Raw genomic sequence first — 14,395 nt, 5'->3', positions numbered from 1 at the left:
CCCGACCCCTACCCCCACCCCAACGCCGACCCCCACTCCGACACCCACACCCGCGGGTGGCTTCCCCGACGCCGCGACGACCGGAGTCCCGGCGGGCGTCACCCTCGAGCCCTACACCGGACCGTGCATCTTCCGCGAGTCCGACGGATCCTCCGCGGTGATCGACGGCAAGGACGTCCGGGCGAAGTGCAGCGAGCTGCTGGCCTACCACCCGTTCGCGCTGACCGTCCGCAACAGCCGCGTGCCCCGCGTCGAGGTCACCGCCAGCGGCCAGAGCCTCGAGATCAGCGACAGCGAGGTCGTCGCGGGCGCCTGGTCCGACGGCGCGCTGTGGGGGTCGAACATCACCGCCACCCGTGTCGAGGTCACGGGCGGGCAGCACTCGGTGCACTGCGAGGACAGCTGCACGATCGTGGACTCCTGGCTCCACGGCCAGTACAACCCGGACGGCCGGGCGTTCCACACCAACGCCTTCCTCACGAACGGCGGTAGCGGCATCGTGCTCCGGCACAACACGCTGCACTGCGACTCGATCCTGAACAGCACGGACGGCGGCTGCACCGCAGACGTGTCCCTGTTCGGTGACTTCGCCCCCGTCTCGGACGTGCTGGTGGAGCGGAACCTGCTGAAGGCCAACGCCTCGTCGATCTCGTACTGCGCGTACGGCGGCTACAGCCCGAGCAAGCGGTACCCGGTCGCCACCGGCATCCGGTTCATCGGCAACGTCTTCGAGCGTGGCACCAACCGCAGGTGCGGCGTCTACGGTCCCGTCACGTCGTTCCAGTCCACCGCCACCGGCAACCAGTGGTCGGGCAACACCTGGGACTCCGGCGAGCCCGTGACTCCCTGACCGTCCCGGCCGTGCGGTGTCCCGGTCTGGACAGCGTGGCTCGCGCCCGTGCCGGGAGGTAGCGTCGAGCGCGACGGGGAGGTGCGGGTGCACCGCCCGGGGGAACTGCCCGCGGGACTTGTCCAGCCAGCCCCGCGGGCAGCCTGTCGGGGCGCGGTCACCCGACGTCCGTGCGGGTCTGCGCATGCATTACCCCGTGGGCGCCGAAGCATCCGCCGGTCTGGACCGGAGGAGCACCCGGCCGCGGGACGGCCGTAACACGAGCGCGCCCGGTGACGCTGAAGTGGAGAGAGCAGCGGCGCGATCGTTGTCCCCCCGGATCGAGATCGCGCCGCTGTTCCCTGTCGCGCGCGGCCCAGCGCCTGTACCGTGGACCCAGGCGCTCGATCCGGGGGGATGGACTGCCTGGCAGGCCCGGTCGCCCACCTCGTGGGCAGCCGGGCCTGCCTCATTCGCCCGTCGGTCCGAACCGCTCGACCCGGATCGCCGCCGGGTCGAGACCACAGGCGACGAGGAGCTCCTCGGCGTACGACGCGAAGCGGGCCGAGCCGCAGACGTAGCCGAGGTCGACGTCCTCGAGCAGCGGGGCCAGCTCATCGGCCGTGAACGGTCCGGCCGGCCGCCCGTCGACGTCGGCCCGCGTGAAGGCGAGCGTCGCGCCGTAGCGCTCGAGCTCGGCGGCGTAGGCGAGCTCGTCGCGGGTGCGGCCCATCGCGGCGATGCGGAGCAGGTCGGTGCGCCCGAGCCGTCGCGCCGTGCGGGCCATCGCGACCGCCGGCACGACACCGGTCCCGCCGACCAGGCACAGGACGCGGGACCTGGTGTCCCAGACGAACCAGCGCCCGATCGGCCCGCGCAGCTCGAGCACGTCACCCACCTCGGCGACGTCCGCGAGGAACTCGGAGACCTCGCCGTCGGGCTGGCGCTCGACGAGCAGCTCGAGCAGCGGGTCGTCGCTGTCGGAGGCCAGGGAGTAGGAGCGCTGGGCGGTGTAGCCGTCGGGCGCGCGCAGCCGGAGGATGTAGTGCTGCCCGGGCAGGTGGTGCGGCCGGTCGTCCACGTGCAGCCGAAGCCGGACGGTGTTGGCGGTCGGCTGGTCCTTCTCGATGATGCGGCCGTCGCTCCAGGCCGCCATGGGCGCCGGGGCCACGTCAGTCGTCACCCTGGTAGCGCTGCTCGCGCCACGGGTCGCCGCGGTCGTGGTAGCCGTTCTGCTCCCAGAACCCGGGCCGGTCCTCGGTCATCAGCTCGAGGCGCGAGAGCCACTTGGCCGACTTCCAGAAGTAGAGGTGCGGCACCAGCAGGCGCAACGGCCCGCCGTGCTGGCGGGGGAGCGGCTTGCCGTCGAAGCTCCACACCACCCATGCCTTGCCGCCGGTGACGTCGGCCAGCGGCAGGTTGGTGGTGTAGCCGGTGACCGAGTGCGCCATGACGTACGCCGCCGAGGGGTCGGGCTTGGCGACCTCCAGCAGGTCGTCGACGCTGACGCCGCTGAAGGTCGTGTCGAGCTTGGACCACGTGGTGACGCAGTGGATGTCGCCGAAGTAGGTCGACCCGGGGAAGGCGTGCAGCTCTTGCCAGGTCCAGGTGTGCGGCGACTCGACGAGGCCGTCGATGCCGAAGGTCCACGACTCCTCGGACCTGCTGGGGGTCGCCTCGGCACTCAGCACCGGCCAGGACGAGCCGGTGTCGTACTGCCCGGGTGGGAGCCGACCGCGCTCCGGTTCCGGGCGGCGGCGGTGGAATCCTCGGGTGACGGGCATCGGTGCTCCTCGGTGTCGGCTCGTGCGCGACCGGACGGGGCCAGTCTGCCGGAACCTCAGCCGTTGCGTCCGCGGGCAGTGACCGGCCACGGGTCGTCCCCGCTGGTGGGCCACAGCTCGTCGGCGAGGTTGACCGCGGTGCAGCAGTGGTTGGGCACGACGAGGACCCTGCTGCCGAGCGCCGGCAGTCGACCGGGCACGTCGACGACCGCGTGGTGCTCGGACAGCTGCACGATCCGGGCGTCCGGGTGGTCGAGGAGCCGGCCGGAGCCCGAGGCGTAGGGCGCCCGGTCGGCGCCCAGCACCTTGGACCCGGCGTCGAGGACGGCGCGACCTCCGGCGTGGCTCACCACGGTCGCCACCGCGGTCAGGGCGACCTGGTCGGGCGTCGCCGAGCCGAGCTCCCACTGCTGTGCGTCGTTGAACACGTAGACGCCGGGCCGGACCTCGGTCAGCACCGTGGTGTCCGCGTGCTCGAGCGAGGGTGTGGATCCGCCGCTGACGACCTCGACGTCGAGGCCGGCGGCCCGGACCGCCTGGCGCGCGACGGCGAGTGCCGCACCCTCGTCGCGGGCCGCCGCCGCCCGCGCGCCGGGTGAGTAGGAGTGGCCCGGGAAGGTGAACACGCCGCGCACGGCCAGGCCGCCGGCGGCGAGCGCGACGTCGCCGGCTGCGGCAGGCTCGACGCCGCTGCGGTGGTGGCCGGAGTCGACCTCGACCAGCACCTCGGTCCGCGATCCGGCCAGGAGCGCGGCCGCGGTGCGGGCGCCGCCGACGGAGTCGACACCGATCGCGAGCCGCACGCCCGACGTGGCGAGCGTCCGCAGGCGCCCGGCCAGTTCGGTCGTCAGCCACAGCGGGTAGGCGACGAACAGGTCCGTGACACCTGCCGCTGCGAAGGCCTCGGCCTCACCGACGGTCGCGACGGTCAGCCCGACGGCCCCGGCGTCGAGCTGCAACCGGGCGATGTCGGCGGACTTGTGGGTCTTGGCGTGCGGGCGCAGCGCGACCCCCGCCGCCGCGGCCGCCTCGGCGGCACGCGCGACGTTGGCGCGCAGCCGGTCGACGTCGACGCGGAGGTAGGGCGTCGGTCGCTCGGCGCCGCTCACTCGAAGTGCCTCCACTCGCCCTCGGACACGACCTCGACGCGGTCGCCGTCGACGAGGACCGCGGACTGCTCGTCGAGGGCGTACGCCGGGTTGCCGAGCCCGGCGGCCCACTCCGCGGCCACCTCCAGGGTGTTTCCCGGGAACAGGCCGACGTGCGGGAACAGCGAGAAGTCGACGAGGCCGAGGGCCCGGTCGCCCTCCTCGGGACGCCACTCGACGAAGAGCTCCCCGATGCGCGGGGTGAGCACCATGCTGCCGGCGCTGACGCCGACCCACACGGTGTCGGCCAGCTCGGGCAGCAGGTCGGCGAGGCCCGACTCGGCGAGCCAGTGGGCGAGGTAGGTCGCCTCGCCGCCGTCGACGAGCAGCACGTCGGCCTCGCGCACCCACGGCACCCAGCGCTCGGGGTCGATGCTCGGGAGCGCGGTCAGCTCGAGGACGCCGACGGACCGCCAGCCGAGCCCGGTCATCGTCGCCGGCGACCCGTCGGTGACGAAGCGTCGCAGCGACTCGGGCCCGCACATGGGATGGCCCCACTGCGCCGTCGGGATGCACAGCGCGGCCGACTCCTCGACCGGCTTGCCGAGCAGCTCGACCAGGGCCGCCCGGATGCTGTCGTTGGTCACGCCGCCGGAGGTCAGCAGGAGCTTCATCCGTGCATCGTCGCAGGCCCGGCCCGGCGATACGGTCGTTCCGTGACCGACTACCAGCGGATCCTCGTGGTCAGCACACGCGCGGATGCGGCGGAGGTCGCGCGGGTGCGGGCAGGCATCGGGTCGTCGGCCGTCGTCATCACCGCACCGACAGCCGACGGCAAGCGCATCGTCCAGGGGCTCGGGCACACCGCGCACCCGGAGACGCTGTTGGCCCCGGTCCGTTTCCCGGACGTGGACCGGGGGCACCGGCTCGACGAGGTGGTCCGCCGCCACGCGGTCGCGGACCGGTTCCGCGACGTCGTGGTGGTGGCCGATCCCGCCACGATCACCCTCCTGCTGCGGGTGCTCGCCCCCGACCAGCTGCCAGCCGCCGGCCCGGTGACCGAGGTCGGCCTCCCGCGGGGGTCGCGGCCGGTGCCGCTCGGCCGCGCGGCCGCCGGGGGCGTGGCCCTCGCCCTGCTGGCCAGCCTGCTGTCCGCGGTCGCGCCCGTCTGGGTGTTGCCCGCGCTGGCGGCTGCCGCCGGGCTGGTGCTGCTGGCCCTGCCCGGACGCCGGTGGCTCGGGGAGTCGCTGCTCATCGCGGTCGCAGTGTCGCTCGGCGTCTCGTTGCTCGTCATCGCGGGCTCGGCGAGGTTCCCCGGCGCGTGGTGACGCCATCCCGCCGTCGGGCCCCCTGCCAGGCCGCGCCAGCCGTCGGTCAGGCGGGGGCTCAGGGCGCGGCGAGTGCGGGCGTGCGCCGCAGCACGACGACCATCGCGCACACGGTGAGCAGGAGCGTCGAGGCGAGGGCGACCACGCCGGGCCAGCCTGCGTGGCTCCAGGCGGCGCTGCCCAGGTTGCCGAACACGGACGCGCCCACGTAGTAGGCGAAGAGGTAGAACGCCGCGGCCTGCCCGGTGCGTACGCCGGCCAGGTGGGCGCGTGAGGTGACCCACCCGCTCGCCAGGCCGTGGATGCAGAAGAAGCCGACGGTGAGGGCCGCCATCCCGAGGACGACGACCGGCAGGGCGTCGCCGAGGGTGAGCCACACGCCCGCAAGCGCGAACGCGCAGCCCACCGGGATGGTGGCGCGACGGCCGATCCGGTCGGCGACCCGCCCGGACGTCGCCGAGCTCACCGAGCCGAGGGCGTAGACGAGGTAGACGAGGCTGATCGTGCCGACGGAGAGCCCGTAGGGAGCCGAGCTGAGCCGGAAGCCGAGCGCGTTGAAGACCGCGACCATCGTGCCGATGCCGCAGGCGCCCAGGACGTAGAGCGCCACGAGTGCGCGGTCACGCACTGCCGCACGGGCGCCGTCGAGCACCGACCGCAGGTCGGCGGGGCGGCGCACGAAGTGCCGCGACGCCGGCAGCAGCCACGCCACGAGGACCGCGCACGCGAGCGCGGCGACAGCGGCGGCCGCCATGCCCCAGCGCCAGCCCGCGGCGTCGGCCACAGGGGCGGTGACCACGCGGCCGGCCATCCCGCCCAGCGCGGTGCCGGCGATGTAGAGGCCGAAGGCCCGACCGTGCGCGGAGGGGTGCAGCTCCTCGCGGAGGTACGCCGTCGCGACGGCCGGCAGCCCGGCGAGGGTCACGCCCTGCAGCATCCGCAGGCCGAGCAGCGCCTCCCATGACGGGGCAAGCGCGCACAGGACCGCCACGACCGCGGCGGACCAGAGGGCGAGGTGGATCAGGCGGGTGCGCCCGACCGCCTCGGAGACGGGTCCGACGACGAGCAGCGCCACGGCGAGCGTCGCGGTCGTCAGCGACATCGCGAGCGTCGCCCGTGTCGGGGAGACGGTGAAGGTCTGGACGAGCTCCGGCAGCAGCGCCTGGACGTCGTACAGCAGCACGAAGGTGGACATCCCGGCGGCGAACACGGCCACCATCACCCGGCGGTAGCCGGGGGTGCCCGGACGGTACGACTCGGGGCCGGCGTCGAGGCTCGGGAGCTGGGTGGCGTGCACCCGTCGATGGTGGGCGCTCGCGGCTCATGCGTCCAATGTCGACGCCTGCCGGTCGCGATACGGTTGGCGCATGATGCTCCGCGACCTCGCCTGGCTCGTCGAGCTCGGCGACCTCGGCCACGTCACGGAGACAGCGGCCGCGCTCGGCACCAGCCAGCCCACGCTGTCGCGCTCGCTCGCGCGGGTCGAGGCGGAGCTGGGCGTGCGCGTGTTCGAGCGGACGCCGGCCGGGCTGGAGGTCACGCCGGACGGACGGCTGGTGCTCGACGCCGCCCGCGACCTGGTCGTGCGCCACGAACAGCTGCGCGCCGACCTGGCCAACCGGCTCGACCCCGACACCGGGACCGTCCGGCTCGCGTTCCTGGACTCGATGGCCACCACGCTCGTCCCCAAGCTGCTGCGCGCCTTCCACGCCGAGGCGCCGGCCATGAAGGTCGTGCTGAGCCAAGAGCCCGCGCACGACATCCGCAGCGACCTGGGCCGCGGGGCCGTCGAGCTCGGCCTCACGATGGACCGGGCCGCGGACCTCGGCTGGCTCGCGGTGCAGCGCGAGCGGCTCGTCGTGGTCGTGCCGCCCACGCACCGGTTCCGCCGCCGTACGCGTGTCGACCTCGCCGAGCTCGCCGACGAGGAGCTCGTCACGACGCCGCCGGGTTTCGGCCACAGCGCGCTCGTCCAGGCACTCTCGACGAGGCCGGCGTGAGCCCGCGGATCTCCTTCGAGAGCGCCGACCTCGCCACGATCGAAGGGCTTGTGGCGGCCGGGCTCGGGGTAGCGATCGTCCCGGAGGCCTTCGCCGGTCAGTCGGGCTCGGTGGGGCTCGCGCTGTCGTCGCCGTCGGCGACCCGGACGATCGGTCTCACCTGGCGCACCGACCGGCCGCTCGCACCGCCGGCCGAGCGGTTCCTGGCGTTCGTCCGCGGTCGGGCCTGGGCCGGCTGACGTCGGACGGGGTCGTCAGCCCTTGCGCGGGCCGAAGAGGAGGTGCCGCGCCGTCCTGCGCGGCTGCGGGATCGCGGGGGCGGGCCACCACTCGAGGCTCGGGTAGCCGGAGCGGTTGAAGCCCTCGCGGTAGACGAAGTTGTCCCCGCACGTGCACACCCAGCGCTCGCCGACCTCGTGGTCCTCGCCCGTCGGTGCTCCAGCCGTCTGCAGGCAGACATGGATCATCGTGGAGTCCATCAACGCTCCCTCCCTCGCGTCGAGCCCTGGCACAAACCCCCGTGTGTGCCGGGTCAGACCATCGTCGTGGGGCCCTGCGGGAAAGAGAATGGGCGCACGCCGAACTGCGACCCATCTTGAGGAAACCTCGGTCGTTCATGCCGAGTTCACCTGATCTCCGCCCCCCCGCGCGTGCGCGCCGGCGTCAGATCCAGCGCTGGAACCAGATGCGGGCGTCCCACTCCGACTTCGTCAGCAGGACGTCGGTCCAGATCGGCCAGAACCACGCGAAGGCGATGACGGCGAGCACGGTGTAGCTGCCCGCGACGACCACCCCGAAGGTGCGCCGCGGGGTCGGCACGTCGGACGTCCCGATCAGGTGGCCCATGACCAGCGTGGTCGACAGGACGAGGAACGGCAGCGTCGTGATGGCGTAGAAGAAAAAGATCGGCCGGTCGTCGAAGGCGAACCACGGGAGCCAGGTGCTGGCGATGCCGGCGACCGCGACGCCGTGGCGCCAGTCCCGGGCGCCGACCCACAGCAGGAGCGAGGCGATGGCTGCGAGGCTGCCGCCCCACCAGATGACGGGGTTGCCGAGGAGCAGCACCTGGCGGATGCAGCTCGAGCCCGACGGGGCCTCGCACCCCTGCGAGCCGGGCTGGATGTCGGTCTGGGCGTCGACCCCCACCGGGCGGCCCATCACCAGCCACGTCGACGGCTTGGAGGCGTAGACGTGCGTCGAGTCGTTCAGGAAGTGGCTGTGGAAGGTGTAGACGTCCTGGTGGTAGGACCAGAGCGACCGCAGGGACTGGGTGACCTCGCCGAGGCCCTGCGCGTTGGGCTCGCTCGCCGTCGGCCACGGCTTCCCACCGCCGTACGACGTGTACTGGGTGTCGCTGAACGCGTCCTCGTAGGCGTCGGCGTGCACGAGCCAGCCGGTCCAGGACGCGACGTAGGTCGCCAGAGCGACGCCCACCAGGGCCACGAACGCCGGGAGCCCGTCGAGGACGACCGAGCGGAGCAGCGGCCGGCGCTGGCCGAACGCCCGCCGTGCACCGGCACTCCAGAGCCAGGCGAGCAGACCGAAGAGCGCCAGCGCGTAGATCGCGGACCACTTGGTGCCGCACGCCAGGCCGAAGCTGACCCCGCCGAGGACCAGCCACGGGCGCCACCAGGTGCGCGTCGCGCCCGCGGCCAGCCGGTCGCGCAGCCACTGGCGGTCGGCGACCACGCAGTGCACGCCGCAGAGGGTGAAGAACGCCAGGAAGATGTCGAGCAGCGCGAGCCGCGACAGCACGAGCTGGAGGCCGTCGAGGGACAGCAGCAGGCCCGCGACGAGGCCGAGGACCGTCGAGCCGGTCACGCGCCGGGCGAAGCGGCACATCAGCAGGACCATCAGCGCGCCCACCACCGCCGACGCCGTGCGCCAGCCGGTGGGGTCCATCCCGAAGACCTTGATCCCCGCCGCGATCAGCCACTTGCCGACCTCGGGGTGGACGATCATCGACGGACCGTCCTGGAACAGGCCCGTCAGGTTCCCGTTGAGGATGGTCTTGTCGGCGTCCTCGACGTAGGTGCGCACGTAGCCGTGGTTGAGCAGCGACCACGCGTCCTTGGCGTAGTAGGTCTCGTCGAAGGAGAACGCGTGCGGCGTGCCGAGGTGCCACCGACGGAGGAAGAACGCCAGGGCGGCGAGGCACAGGGCCCCCGCCCACCCGAACATCGGGTCCTCCGACCGCCAGCGCGGACGATTCCGCTCGGCGGCAGTCGGGCTCACGCGGGCACTCTAGCCAGACGCCACCGACGACTCGGCCCTCCCTGCGAGCCTCTACGGTGAACCCATGACTGGCGTCCTGGTCCTCGCGGGCACCCCGATCGGGCAGGTCGGCGACGCGCCGCCGCGACTGGCCGCGGAGCTCTCGGGCGCCGGCGTCGTCGCGGCCGAGGACACCCGCCGGCTCAAGCGGCTCTGCGCCGATCTCGGCATCACGCTGTCCGGTCGGGTGGTGTCCTACTTCGAGGGCAACGAGCAGGCCCGCACACCGGTGCTGCTCGAGGCGTTGCTGGCGGGGGAGCGGGTCGTGCTGGTCACCGACGCCGGGATGCCGAGCGTCTCCGACCCGGGCTACCGCCTCGTCGCGGCCGCGGTCGAGCACGACGTACGCGTGACGGCCGTGCCCGGACCGAGCGCCGTCCTCACCGCGCTGGCCGTGAGCGGGCTGCCGGTCGACCGGTTCTGCTTCGAGGGCTTCCTGCCCCGCAAGGCGGGCGAGCGCGGCCGGCGGCTCGCAGCCCTGGCCGCGGAGGAGCGCACCATGGTCTTCTTCGAGGCCCCGCACCGCACCGAGGCCGCCCTGTCGGCGATGGCCGAGGCGCTGGGCGAGGACCGCCCCGCCGCGGTCTGCCGCGAGCTGACGAAGACCCACGAGGAGGTGCGCCGCGGCCCCTTGGGCGAGCTGGCCGCCTGGGCCGCCGAGGGCGTCCGCGGCGAGGTCACCATCGTCGTCGAGGGCTCCAGCGGAGCCCCGGCGCTCGACACCGACCCCGGCACGTTGCGTGCCGCCGTCGCCGACCTCGAGGAGGCCGGCTCCACCCGCAAGGAGGCGATCGCCGAGGTCGCCAAGCGGGCCGGCCTGCCCAAGCGGGAGGTGTACGACGTTGTCCACCGCTGACAGCGGGCCGACCCGCAGCCGCGCGGCCACCGAGGAGAGGTCGGGCGCCCGGCGCGACCGCGAGCGACCGCCCGCCCCCGAGCCGCTGCCGCACCCCGTCGTCGACAACCACTGCCACCTCGACATCGCCGACGGCGACTGGCTCGACACGGCGGACGCGATCGCGGCCGCCGCTGCGGTCGGCGTGCCACGGATCGTGCAGATCGGTTGCGACCTCCCCGGCGCCCGCTGGGCGGTCGCCGCGGCGGCCGGGCACGACGCACTCGTCGCCGGTGTCGCGCTGCACCCCAACGAGGCACCCCGGCTGGCCGGGGCAGGGCGCCTCGAGGAGGCGCTCGCCGAGATCGAGCAGCTGGCGCAGGCGCACGACAAGGTGCGGGCCGTCGGCGAGACCGGGCTCGACGCCTTCCGCACCGGCGAGGAGGGCCGGGCCGCGCAGGAGGAGAGCTTCCGCCGTCACATCGACCTCGCCAAGCGCCTCGGCAAGACGCTGGTCATCCACGACCGCGATGCCCACGACGACGTGCTCCGCGTCCTCGACTCCGAGGGGGCGCCCGAGCGCTGGGTGATGCACTGCTTCTCCGGCGACGAGGCCTTCGCCCGGCGCTGCCTCGACCGTGGCGCCTTCCTCAGCTTCGCCGGGACGGTCACCTTCAAGAACGCGCAGCCGTTGCGCGACGCGCTCGCGGTCACGCCCGTCGACCGGGTGCTGGTGGAGACCGACGCGCCCTACCTGACCCCCACGCCGTGGCGCGGTCGGCCCAACGCCTCCTACCTCGTCCCGCACACCGTGCGAGCGATGGCGGAGGTGCTGCAGGCCGACCTCGAGACGCTCTGCCGGACGATCGACACCACCACCGAGCGCGCGTTCGGCGGCCCCTGGTAGTCGGGTCGTGGGCCGGCTGACAGGTCGGCTGACAGGCAGGACCGTGAGCGGGGACACCCGAGAATTTGCCGCGAAGAGTTTGCGTCATCGCCGGTGATCGTTATCGTCCTGTGATTGTTGGCCGGGATCGGGAGCGATTTCCGGCAGCACGAGGACCGGATCGGGCCGGTCCTGCGAGACCCCCGCTCGCACGTCGTACGCCTCCCGCGACCTGGTCGTGGATGTCGTACATCGCTCGGCCGGGGGGTGCTGCCGCCCGAGGCCCGGGGAGTACGACGTTCGGAGAATCGTGCGCTCTCGTCTTGCGCAGCTCAGCAGGTCCAAGACCGTCCTGGCGACCCTCGTGGCGCTGGTCGTGGCAGCCGTCGGAGGTACGACGGTCGGCTACGCGGCCCTCAGCAAGGACGTGACCCTCACCCTCGACGGGAAGACCCGTCAGGTCAGCGCCATCGGCGGCACCGTCGCCGACGTGCTCGCGGCCGAGGGCGTCGAGGTCACCGACAAGGACCTGGTCGCCCCGGCGGTCGACGAACCCATCACCGACGGCTCCGCCATCGCCGTGCAGTTCGCGCGACCGCTCGAGCTCGCCGTCGACGGCGAGTCGCACACCTACTGGGTGAACTCGACCGACGTCGCCAGCGCCCTCGGCGAGATCGGCCGCCGCTTCGACGACGCCGACCTCTCGGCCAGCCGCAGCTCCTCGATCGGGCGCAGCGGCATGACGCTGCAGGTCGTCACCCCGAAGGTCGTCCACCTCAAGCTCGGCGCCAAGCAGCTGAAGAAGCGGAAGATGACCGCGATGACGGTCGCCGACGTGCTGGATCGGGCCGGCTTCGAGGTCGACAAGCACGACAAGGTGCGCCCCTCGCTGACCACCGAGATCGCCGACGGCGACAAGATCGTCGTCACCGACATCCGCGTGGCCACCAAGCAGGTCAAGCGCGAGGCCGTCGCCGCCCCCGTCGTCGAGCGCGAGGACTCCTCGATGCTCGAGGGCGAGCAGGAGGTCGTGCGCCCCGGTCGCGACGGCGTCCGCAACGTCACCTACCGGCTCCGCTTCGTCAACGGCGACCTCGCCGCCCGCAAGGTCGTGAGGTCCGACGTGCGCCGCAAGGCCGTGCCCCGCGTCATCGCGGTGGGCACCAAGGAGAAGCCCGAGGAGCCGGCAGCCGACTTCTCCGGTGGCAACACGGTGTGGGACTCGCTCGCGCAGTGCGAGTCGGGCGGCAACTGGGCCATCAACACCGGCAACGGCTACTACGGCGGCCTGCAGTTCAACGTCGGCACCTGGCGCGCCTACGGCGGCACCGGCTACCCGCACCAGGCCTCCCGCGAGACGCAGATCGCCGTGGCCACCCGCCTGCGCGACGCCACCGGCGGCTACGGGTCGTGGCCCGGCTGCGCCGCCAAGCTCGGCCTGCCCCGCTGACCGGGGAGCCCGCACTAGGCTTCACCCCCATGACCACGAACCCGGCCGGCCCGAGGCTCCTCGGGCCGGCCGAGGTGCGTCAGCTGGCCGCCGAGCTCGACCTGCGCCCGACCAAGCAGCGCGGGCAGAACTTCGTCATCGACGCCAACACCGTGCGCCGGATCGTCCGGGAGTCCGGCATCACCGGGGACGACGTCGTCGTCGAGGTCGGCCCCGGGCTCGGCTCGCTCACCCTCGCGCTCCTCGAGGTGGCCCGGCGGGTCATCGCGATCGAGGTCGACCCGGTCCTCGCGGAGCGGCTGCCGTCCACCATCGCGTCGTACGCCCCGGGGCAGGCCGACCGCTTCGAGGTCGTGCTGGCCGACGCGATGCGCGTCGACGCCGTGCCCGGGCCGCCCCCGACGGCGCTGGTCGCCAACCTGCCCTACAACGTCTCGGTGCCGGTGCTCATCCACCTCCTCACGCTGCTGCCGTCGCTCGAGCGCGGGCTGGTCATGGTGCAGGCGGAGGTCGCCGACCGCCTCGCCGCACCGCCCGGGTCGAAGACCTACGGCGTGCCCAGCGTGAAGGCCGCGTGGTTCGCCGACGTGCGCCGGGCGGGCGCGATCGGGCGCAACGTCTTCTGGCCGGCCCCCAACGTCGACTCGGGCCTGGTCGCGTGGACCCGCCGCGAGCCGCCGGAGACGACGGCCACCCGCGAGCAGGTCTTTGCCGTGGTCGACGCAGCCTTCGCCCAGCGTCGCAAGCAGGTGCGTGCCGCGCTGCGCGGGCTGGCCGGGTCGGCCGAGGTCGCGACCGCCGCGCTCGAGGCCGCGGGCGTCGACCCGACCGCCCGCGGCGAGGTGCTCGACGTCAACGACTTCGCCCGCATCGCCGAGGGGCTCTACCTGCTGGTCGAGGAGGGCGCCCCGCGCCCGTCACGAGACCGGGCCGCCGAGTGACCACCACGGTCCGCGCCGCCGCGAAGATCAACCTCCACCTCGGCGTCGGTGCTCCGCGCGAGGACGGGTTCCACCCGCTCGACACGGTCTACCAGGCGATCTCGCTCTACGACGACGTCACGGTCTCCGACGCCGAGACGGACTGGCTGTCGGTCTCCGGCTCGCCCCACGTCGAGGTCGCCGGTGTGCCGACCGACGCGACGAACATCGCGATGCGGGCGCTGTCCGAGGCGTCGTGCGGGAGTCGACACCACGTCCAGATCGCCAAGCAGATCCCGGTCGCGGGCGGCATGGCGGGCGGCTCGGCCGACGGCGCGGCAGCCCTGCTCGCGCACGACCGGCTCCACGACCTCGGCCAGGCCGACGAGCTCCTGCTCGCGCAGGCGGCCCGGCTCGGCAGCGACGTGCCCTTCTCCCTCGTGGGCGGTACGGCGCGGGGCCGGGGCCGCGGCGAGGTCGTCGAGCCGATCGTCGACCACGGCACGTGGTGGTGGGTCGTCGTACCCGCCGCCGTCGGCCTCTCGACACCGGAGGTCTACCGCCACTTCGACCGGATCCGGCCCGACGCGCCCACCCAGCCCGCCGAGCCGGCCGAGCTGCTCGCCGCCCTCGCCACCGGCGAGCCGGTCCGGCTCGCCCGCGCGCTCCACAACGACCTGCAGGAGCCGGCCATCGACCTGCGCCCCGAGCTCGGCGACCTGATCGCACGCGGTGAGGCCGAGGGCGCCCTGCGCGGCATGGTGAGCGGCTCCGGCCCGACCTGCGTCTTCCTCTGCGACTCCCAGGAGGGCTCCATGGAGGTGCTCACCGCGCTGTCGGCGTCGTACGACGTCGTGCTGTCCGCGGTCGGCCCCGTCGCCGGCGCCCACGTCGTCAGCACCCGCGAAGCGGAGTGGGACCTGCGCTAGCTGTTCTGACCCCGGATGGGGTCGCGACCGGATGGTGTGAACCGCGGCGGACGGGGAAGCATGCCGCTATGT

General features: G+C 73.5%; 15 protein-coding genes and 1 pseudogene. 9 read left to right on the top strand and 7 right to left on the bottom strand.

The features are described 5' to 3' along the window. Positions 1-850: pseudogene (locus AC3A3L_RS13630) on the top strand (hypothetical protein); the annotation flags it as partial. Between the two features lie 448 nt (positions 851-1,298). On the opposite strand, the gene AC3A3L_RS13625 reads toward AC3A3L_RS13630, so the two are convergent. The 4 genes from AC3A3L_RS13625 to AC3A3L_RS13610 are packed head-to-tail and all read right to left on the bottom strand — an operon-like array spanning position 1,299 to position 4,375. Then, positions 1,299-2,012 carry an FAD-binding oxidoreductase gene (locus AC3A3L_RS13625; protein WP_487640572.1) on the bottom strand — a complete coding sequence of 238 codons (714 nt, stop codon included), beginning with the start codon at positions 2,010-2,012 and terminating at the stop codon, positions 1,299-1,301. Next, positions 2,002-2,613 (bottom strand): sulfite oxidase-like oxidoreductase, encoded by a 612-nt coding sequence (locus AC3A3L_RS13620; protein WP_487640571.1) that lies wholly within the window; start codon positions 2,611-2,613, stop codon positions 2,002-2,004. Before AC3A3L_RS13620 ends, AC3A3L_RS13625 begins: the two co-directional genes overlap by 11 nt. 56 nt (positions 2,614-2,669) lie before the next feature. After that, complete coding sequence (locus tag AC3A3L_RS13615; RefSeq protein ID WP_487640570.1) at positions 2,670-3,722, bottom strand: alanine racemase; 1,053 nt, start codon at positions 3,720-3,722, stop codon at positions 2,670-2,672. Next, positions 3,719-4,375 carry a Type 1 glutamine amidotransferase-like domain-containing protein gene (locus tag AC3A3L_RS13610; RefSeq protein WP_487640569.1) on the bottom strand — a complete coding sequence of 219 codons (657 nt, stop codon included), beginning with the start codon at positions 4,373-4,375 and terminating at the stop codon, positions 3,719-3,721. The genes AC3A3L_RS13615 and AC3A3L_RS13610 overlap by 4 nt, the downstream gene beginning before the upstream one ends. 42 nt (positions 4,376-4,417) lie before the next feature. Here AC3A3L_RS13610 and AC3A3L_RS13605 point away from each other — a divergent pair, with 42 nt between their 5' ends. Continuing rightward, positions 4,418-5,029 carry a hypothetical protein gene (locus AC3A3L_RS13605; RefSeq protein ID WP_487640568.1) on the top strand — a complete coding sequence of 204 codons (612 nt, stop codon included), beginning with the start codon at positions 4,418-4,420 and terminating at the stop codon, positions 5,027-5,029. A 58-nt stretch (positions 5,030-5,087) separates the two neighbouring features. Here the strand turns inward: AC3A3L_RS13605 and AC3A3L_RS13600 are convergent, their stop codons facing one another. Then, positions 5,088-6,326, bottom strand: a complete 1,239-nt coding sequence (locus AC3A3L_RS13600) for an MFS transporter (protein ID WP_487640567.1) — start codon at positions 6,324-6,326, stop codon at positions 5,088-5,090. 70 nt (positions 6,327-6,396) lie between these two features. Here AC3A3L_RS13600 and AC3A3L_RS13595 point away from each other — a divergent pair, with 70 nt between their 5' ends. Next, positions 6,397-7,029, top strand: a complete 633-nt coding sequence (locus AC3A3L_RS13595) for a LysR family transcriptional regulator (protein ID WP_487640566.1) — start codon at positions 6,397-6,399, stop codon at positions 7,027-7,029. After that, on the top strand, positions 7,026-7,268 hold the full coding sequence (locus AC3A3L_RS13590; RefSeq protein WP_487640565.1) for a LysR substrate-binding domain-containing protein: 243 nt from the start codon (positions 7,026-7,028) through the stop codon (positions 7,266-7,268). The genes AC3A3L_RS13595 and AC3A3L_RS13590 overlap by 4 nt, the downstream gene beginning before the upstream one ends. A 15-nt stretch (positions 7,269-7,283) precedes the next feature. Here AC3A3L_RS13590 and AC3A3L_RS13585 read toward each other — a convergent pair whose 3' ends face one another. Further along, positions 7,284-7,508 carry a hypothetical protein gene (locus AC3A3L_RS13585; protein ID WP_487640564.1) on the bottom strand — a complete coding sequence of 75 codons (225 nt, stop codon included), beginning with the start codon at positions 7,506-7,508 and terminating at the stop codon, positions 7,284-7,286. Between the two features lie 184 nt (positions 7,509-7,692). Continuing rightward, positions 7,693-9,264, bottom strand: a complete 1,572-nt coding sequence (locus AC3A3L_RS13580; protein ID WP_487640563.1) for a dolichyl-phosphate-mannose--protein mannosyltransferase — start codon at positions 9,262-9,264, stop codon at positions 7,693-7,695. Between the two features lie 64 nt (positions 9,265-9,328). On the opposite strand from AC3A3L_RS13580, the gene rsmI reads away from it, so the two are divergent. The 5 genes from rsmI (at position 9,329) to AC3A3L_RS13555 (ending at position 14,323) form a co-directional block, all read left to right on the top strand. Beyond that, a complete protein-coding gene (gene rsmI / locus AC3A3L_RS13575; RefSeq protein WP_487640562.1) occupies positions 9,329-10,159 on the top strand; it encodes a 16S rRNA (cytidine(1402)-2'-O)-methyltransferase in 831 nt (276 codons plus the stop codon). Then, positions 10,146-11,045 carry a TatD family hydrolase gene (locus tag AC3A3L_RS13570; RefSeq protein WP_487640561.1) on the top strand — a complete coding sequence of 300 codons (900 nt, stop codon included), beginning with the start codon at positions 10,146-10,148 and terminating at the stop codon, positions 11,043-11,045. The genes rsmI and AC3A3L_RS13570 overlap by 14 nt, the downstream gene beginning before the upstream one ends. A 289-nt stretch (positions 11,046-11,334) precedes the next feature. Further along, positions 11,335-12,474 (top strand): resuscitation-promoting factor, encoded by a 1,140-nt coding sequence (locus AC3A3L_RS13565; protein ID WP_487640560.1) that lies wholly within the window; start codon positions 11,335-11,337, stop codon positions 12,472-12,474. A 29-nt stretch (positions 12,475-12,503) separates the two neighbouring features. Then, entirely contained in the window at positions 12,504-13,415 is a 912-nt protein-coding gene (gene rsmA / locus AC3A3L_RS13560; protein ID WP_487640559.1) for a 16S rRNA (adenine(1518)-N(6)/adenine(1519)-N(6))-dimethyltransferase RsmA, read from the top strand. Next, positions 13,412-14,323, top strand: a complete 912-nt coding sequence (locus tag AC3A3L_RS13555) for a 4-(cytidine 5'-diphospho)-2-C-methyl-D-erythritol kinase (RefSeq protein ID WP_487640558.1) — start codon at positions 13,412-13,414, stop codon at positions 14,321-14,323. The genes rsmA and AC3A3L_RS13555 overlap by 4 nt, the downstream gene beginning before the upstream one ends. Positions 14,324-14,395: the final 72 nt, after the last annotated feature.

The organism is Nocardioides sp. Soil_C_8, assembly GCF_057656315.1.
Note: the sequence above shows the minus strand (reverse complement) of the source record. Positions and strands in the feature narration are given on the sequence as shown.

What these genes read in the sequence shown, in the direction of transcription:
- rsmI (WP_487640562.1), top strand. Translation starts at nt 9,329, where the DNA reads ATGACTGGCGTCCTGGTCCTCGCGGGCACCCCGATCGGGCAGGTCGGC.
- AC3A3L_RS13610 (WP_487640569.1), bottom strand. Translation starts at nt 4,375, where the DNA reads ATGAAGCTCCTGCTGACCTCCGGCGGCGTGACCAACGACAGCATCCGG.
- AC3A3L_RS13595 (WP_487640566.1), top strand. Translation starts at nt 6,397, where the DNA reads ATGATGCTCCGCGACCTCGCCTGGCTCGTCGAGCTCGGCGACCTCGGC.
- rsmA (WP_487640559.1), top strand. Translation starts at nt 12,504, where the DNA reads ATGACCACGAACCCGGCCGGCCCGAGGCTCCTCGGGCCGGCCGAGGTG.
- AC3A3L_RS13620 (WP_487640571.1), bottom strand. Translation starts at nt 2,613, where the DNA reads ATGCCCGTCACCCGAGGATTCCACCGCCGCCGCCCGGAACCGGAGCGC.
- AC3A3L_RS13585 (WP_487640564.1), bottom strand. Translation starts at nt 7,508, where the DNA reads ATGGACTCCACGATGATCCATGTCTGCCTGCAGACGGCTGGAGCACCG.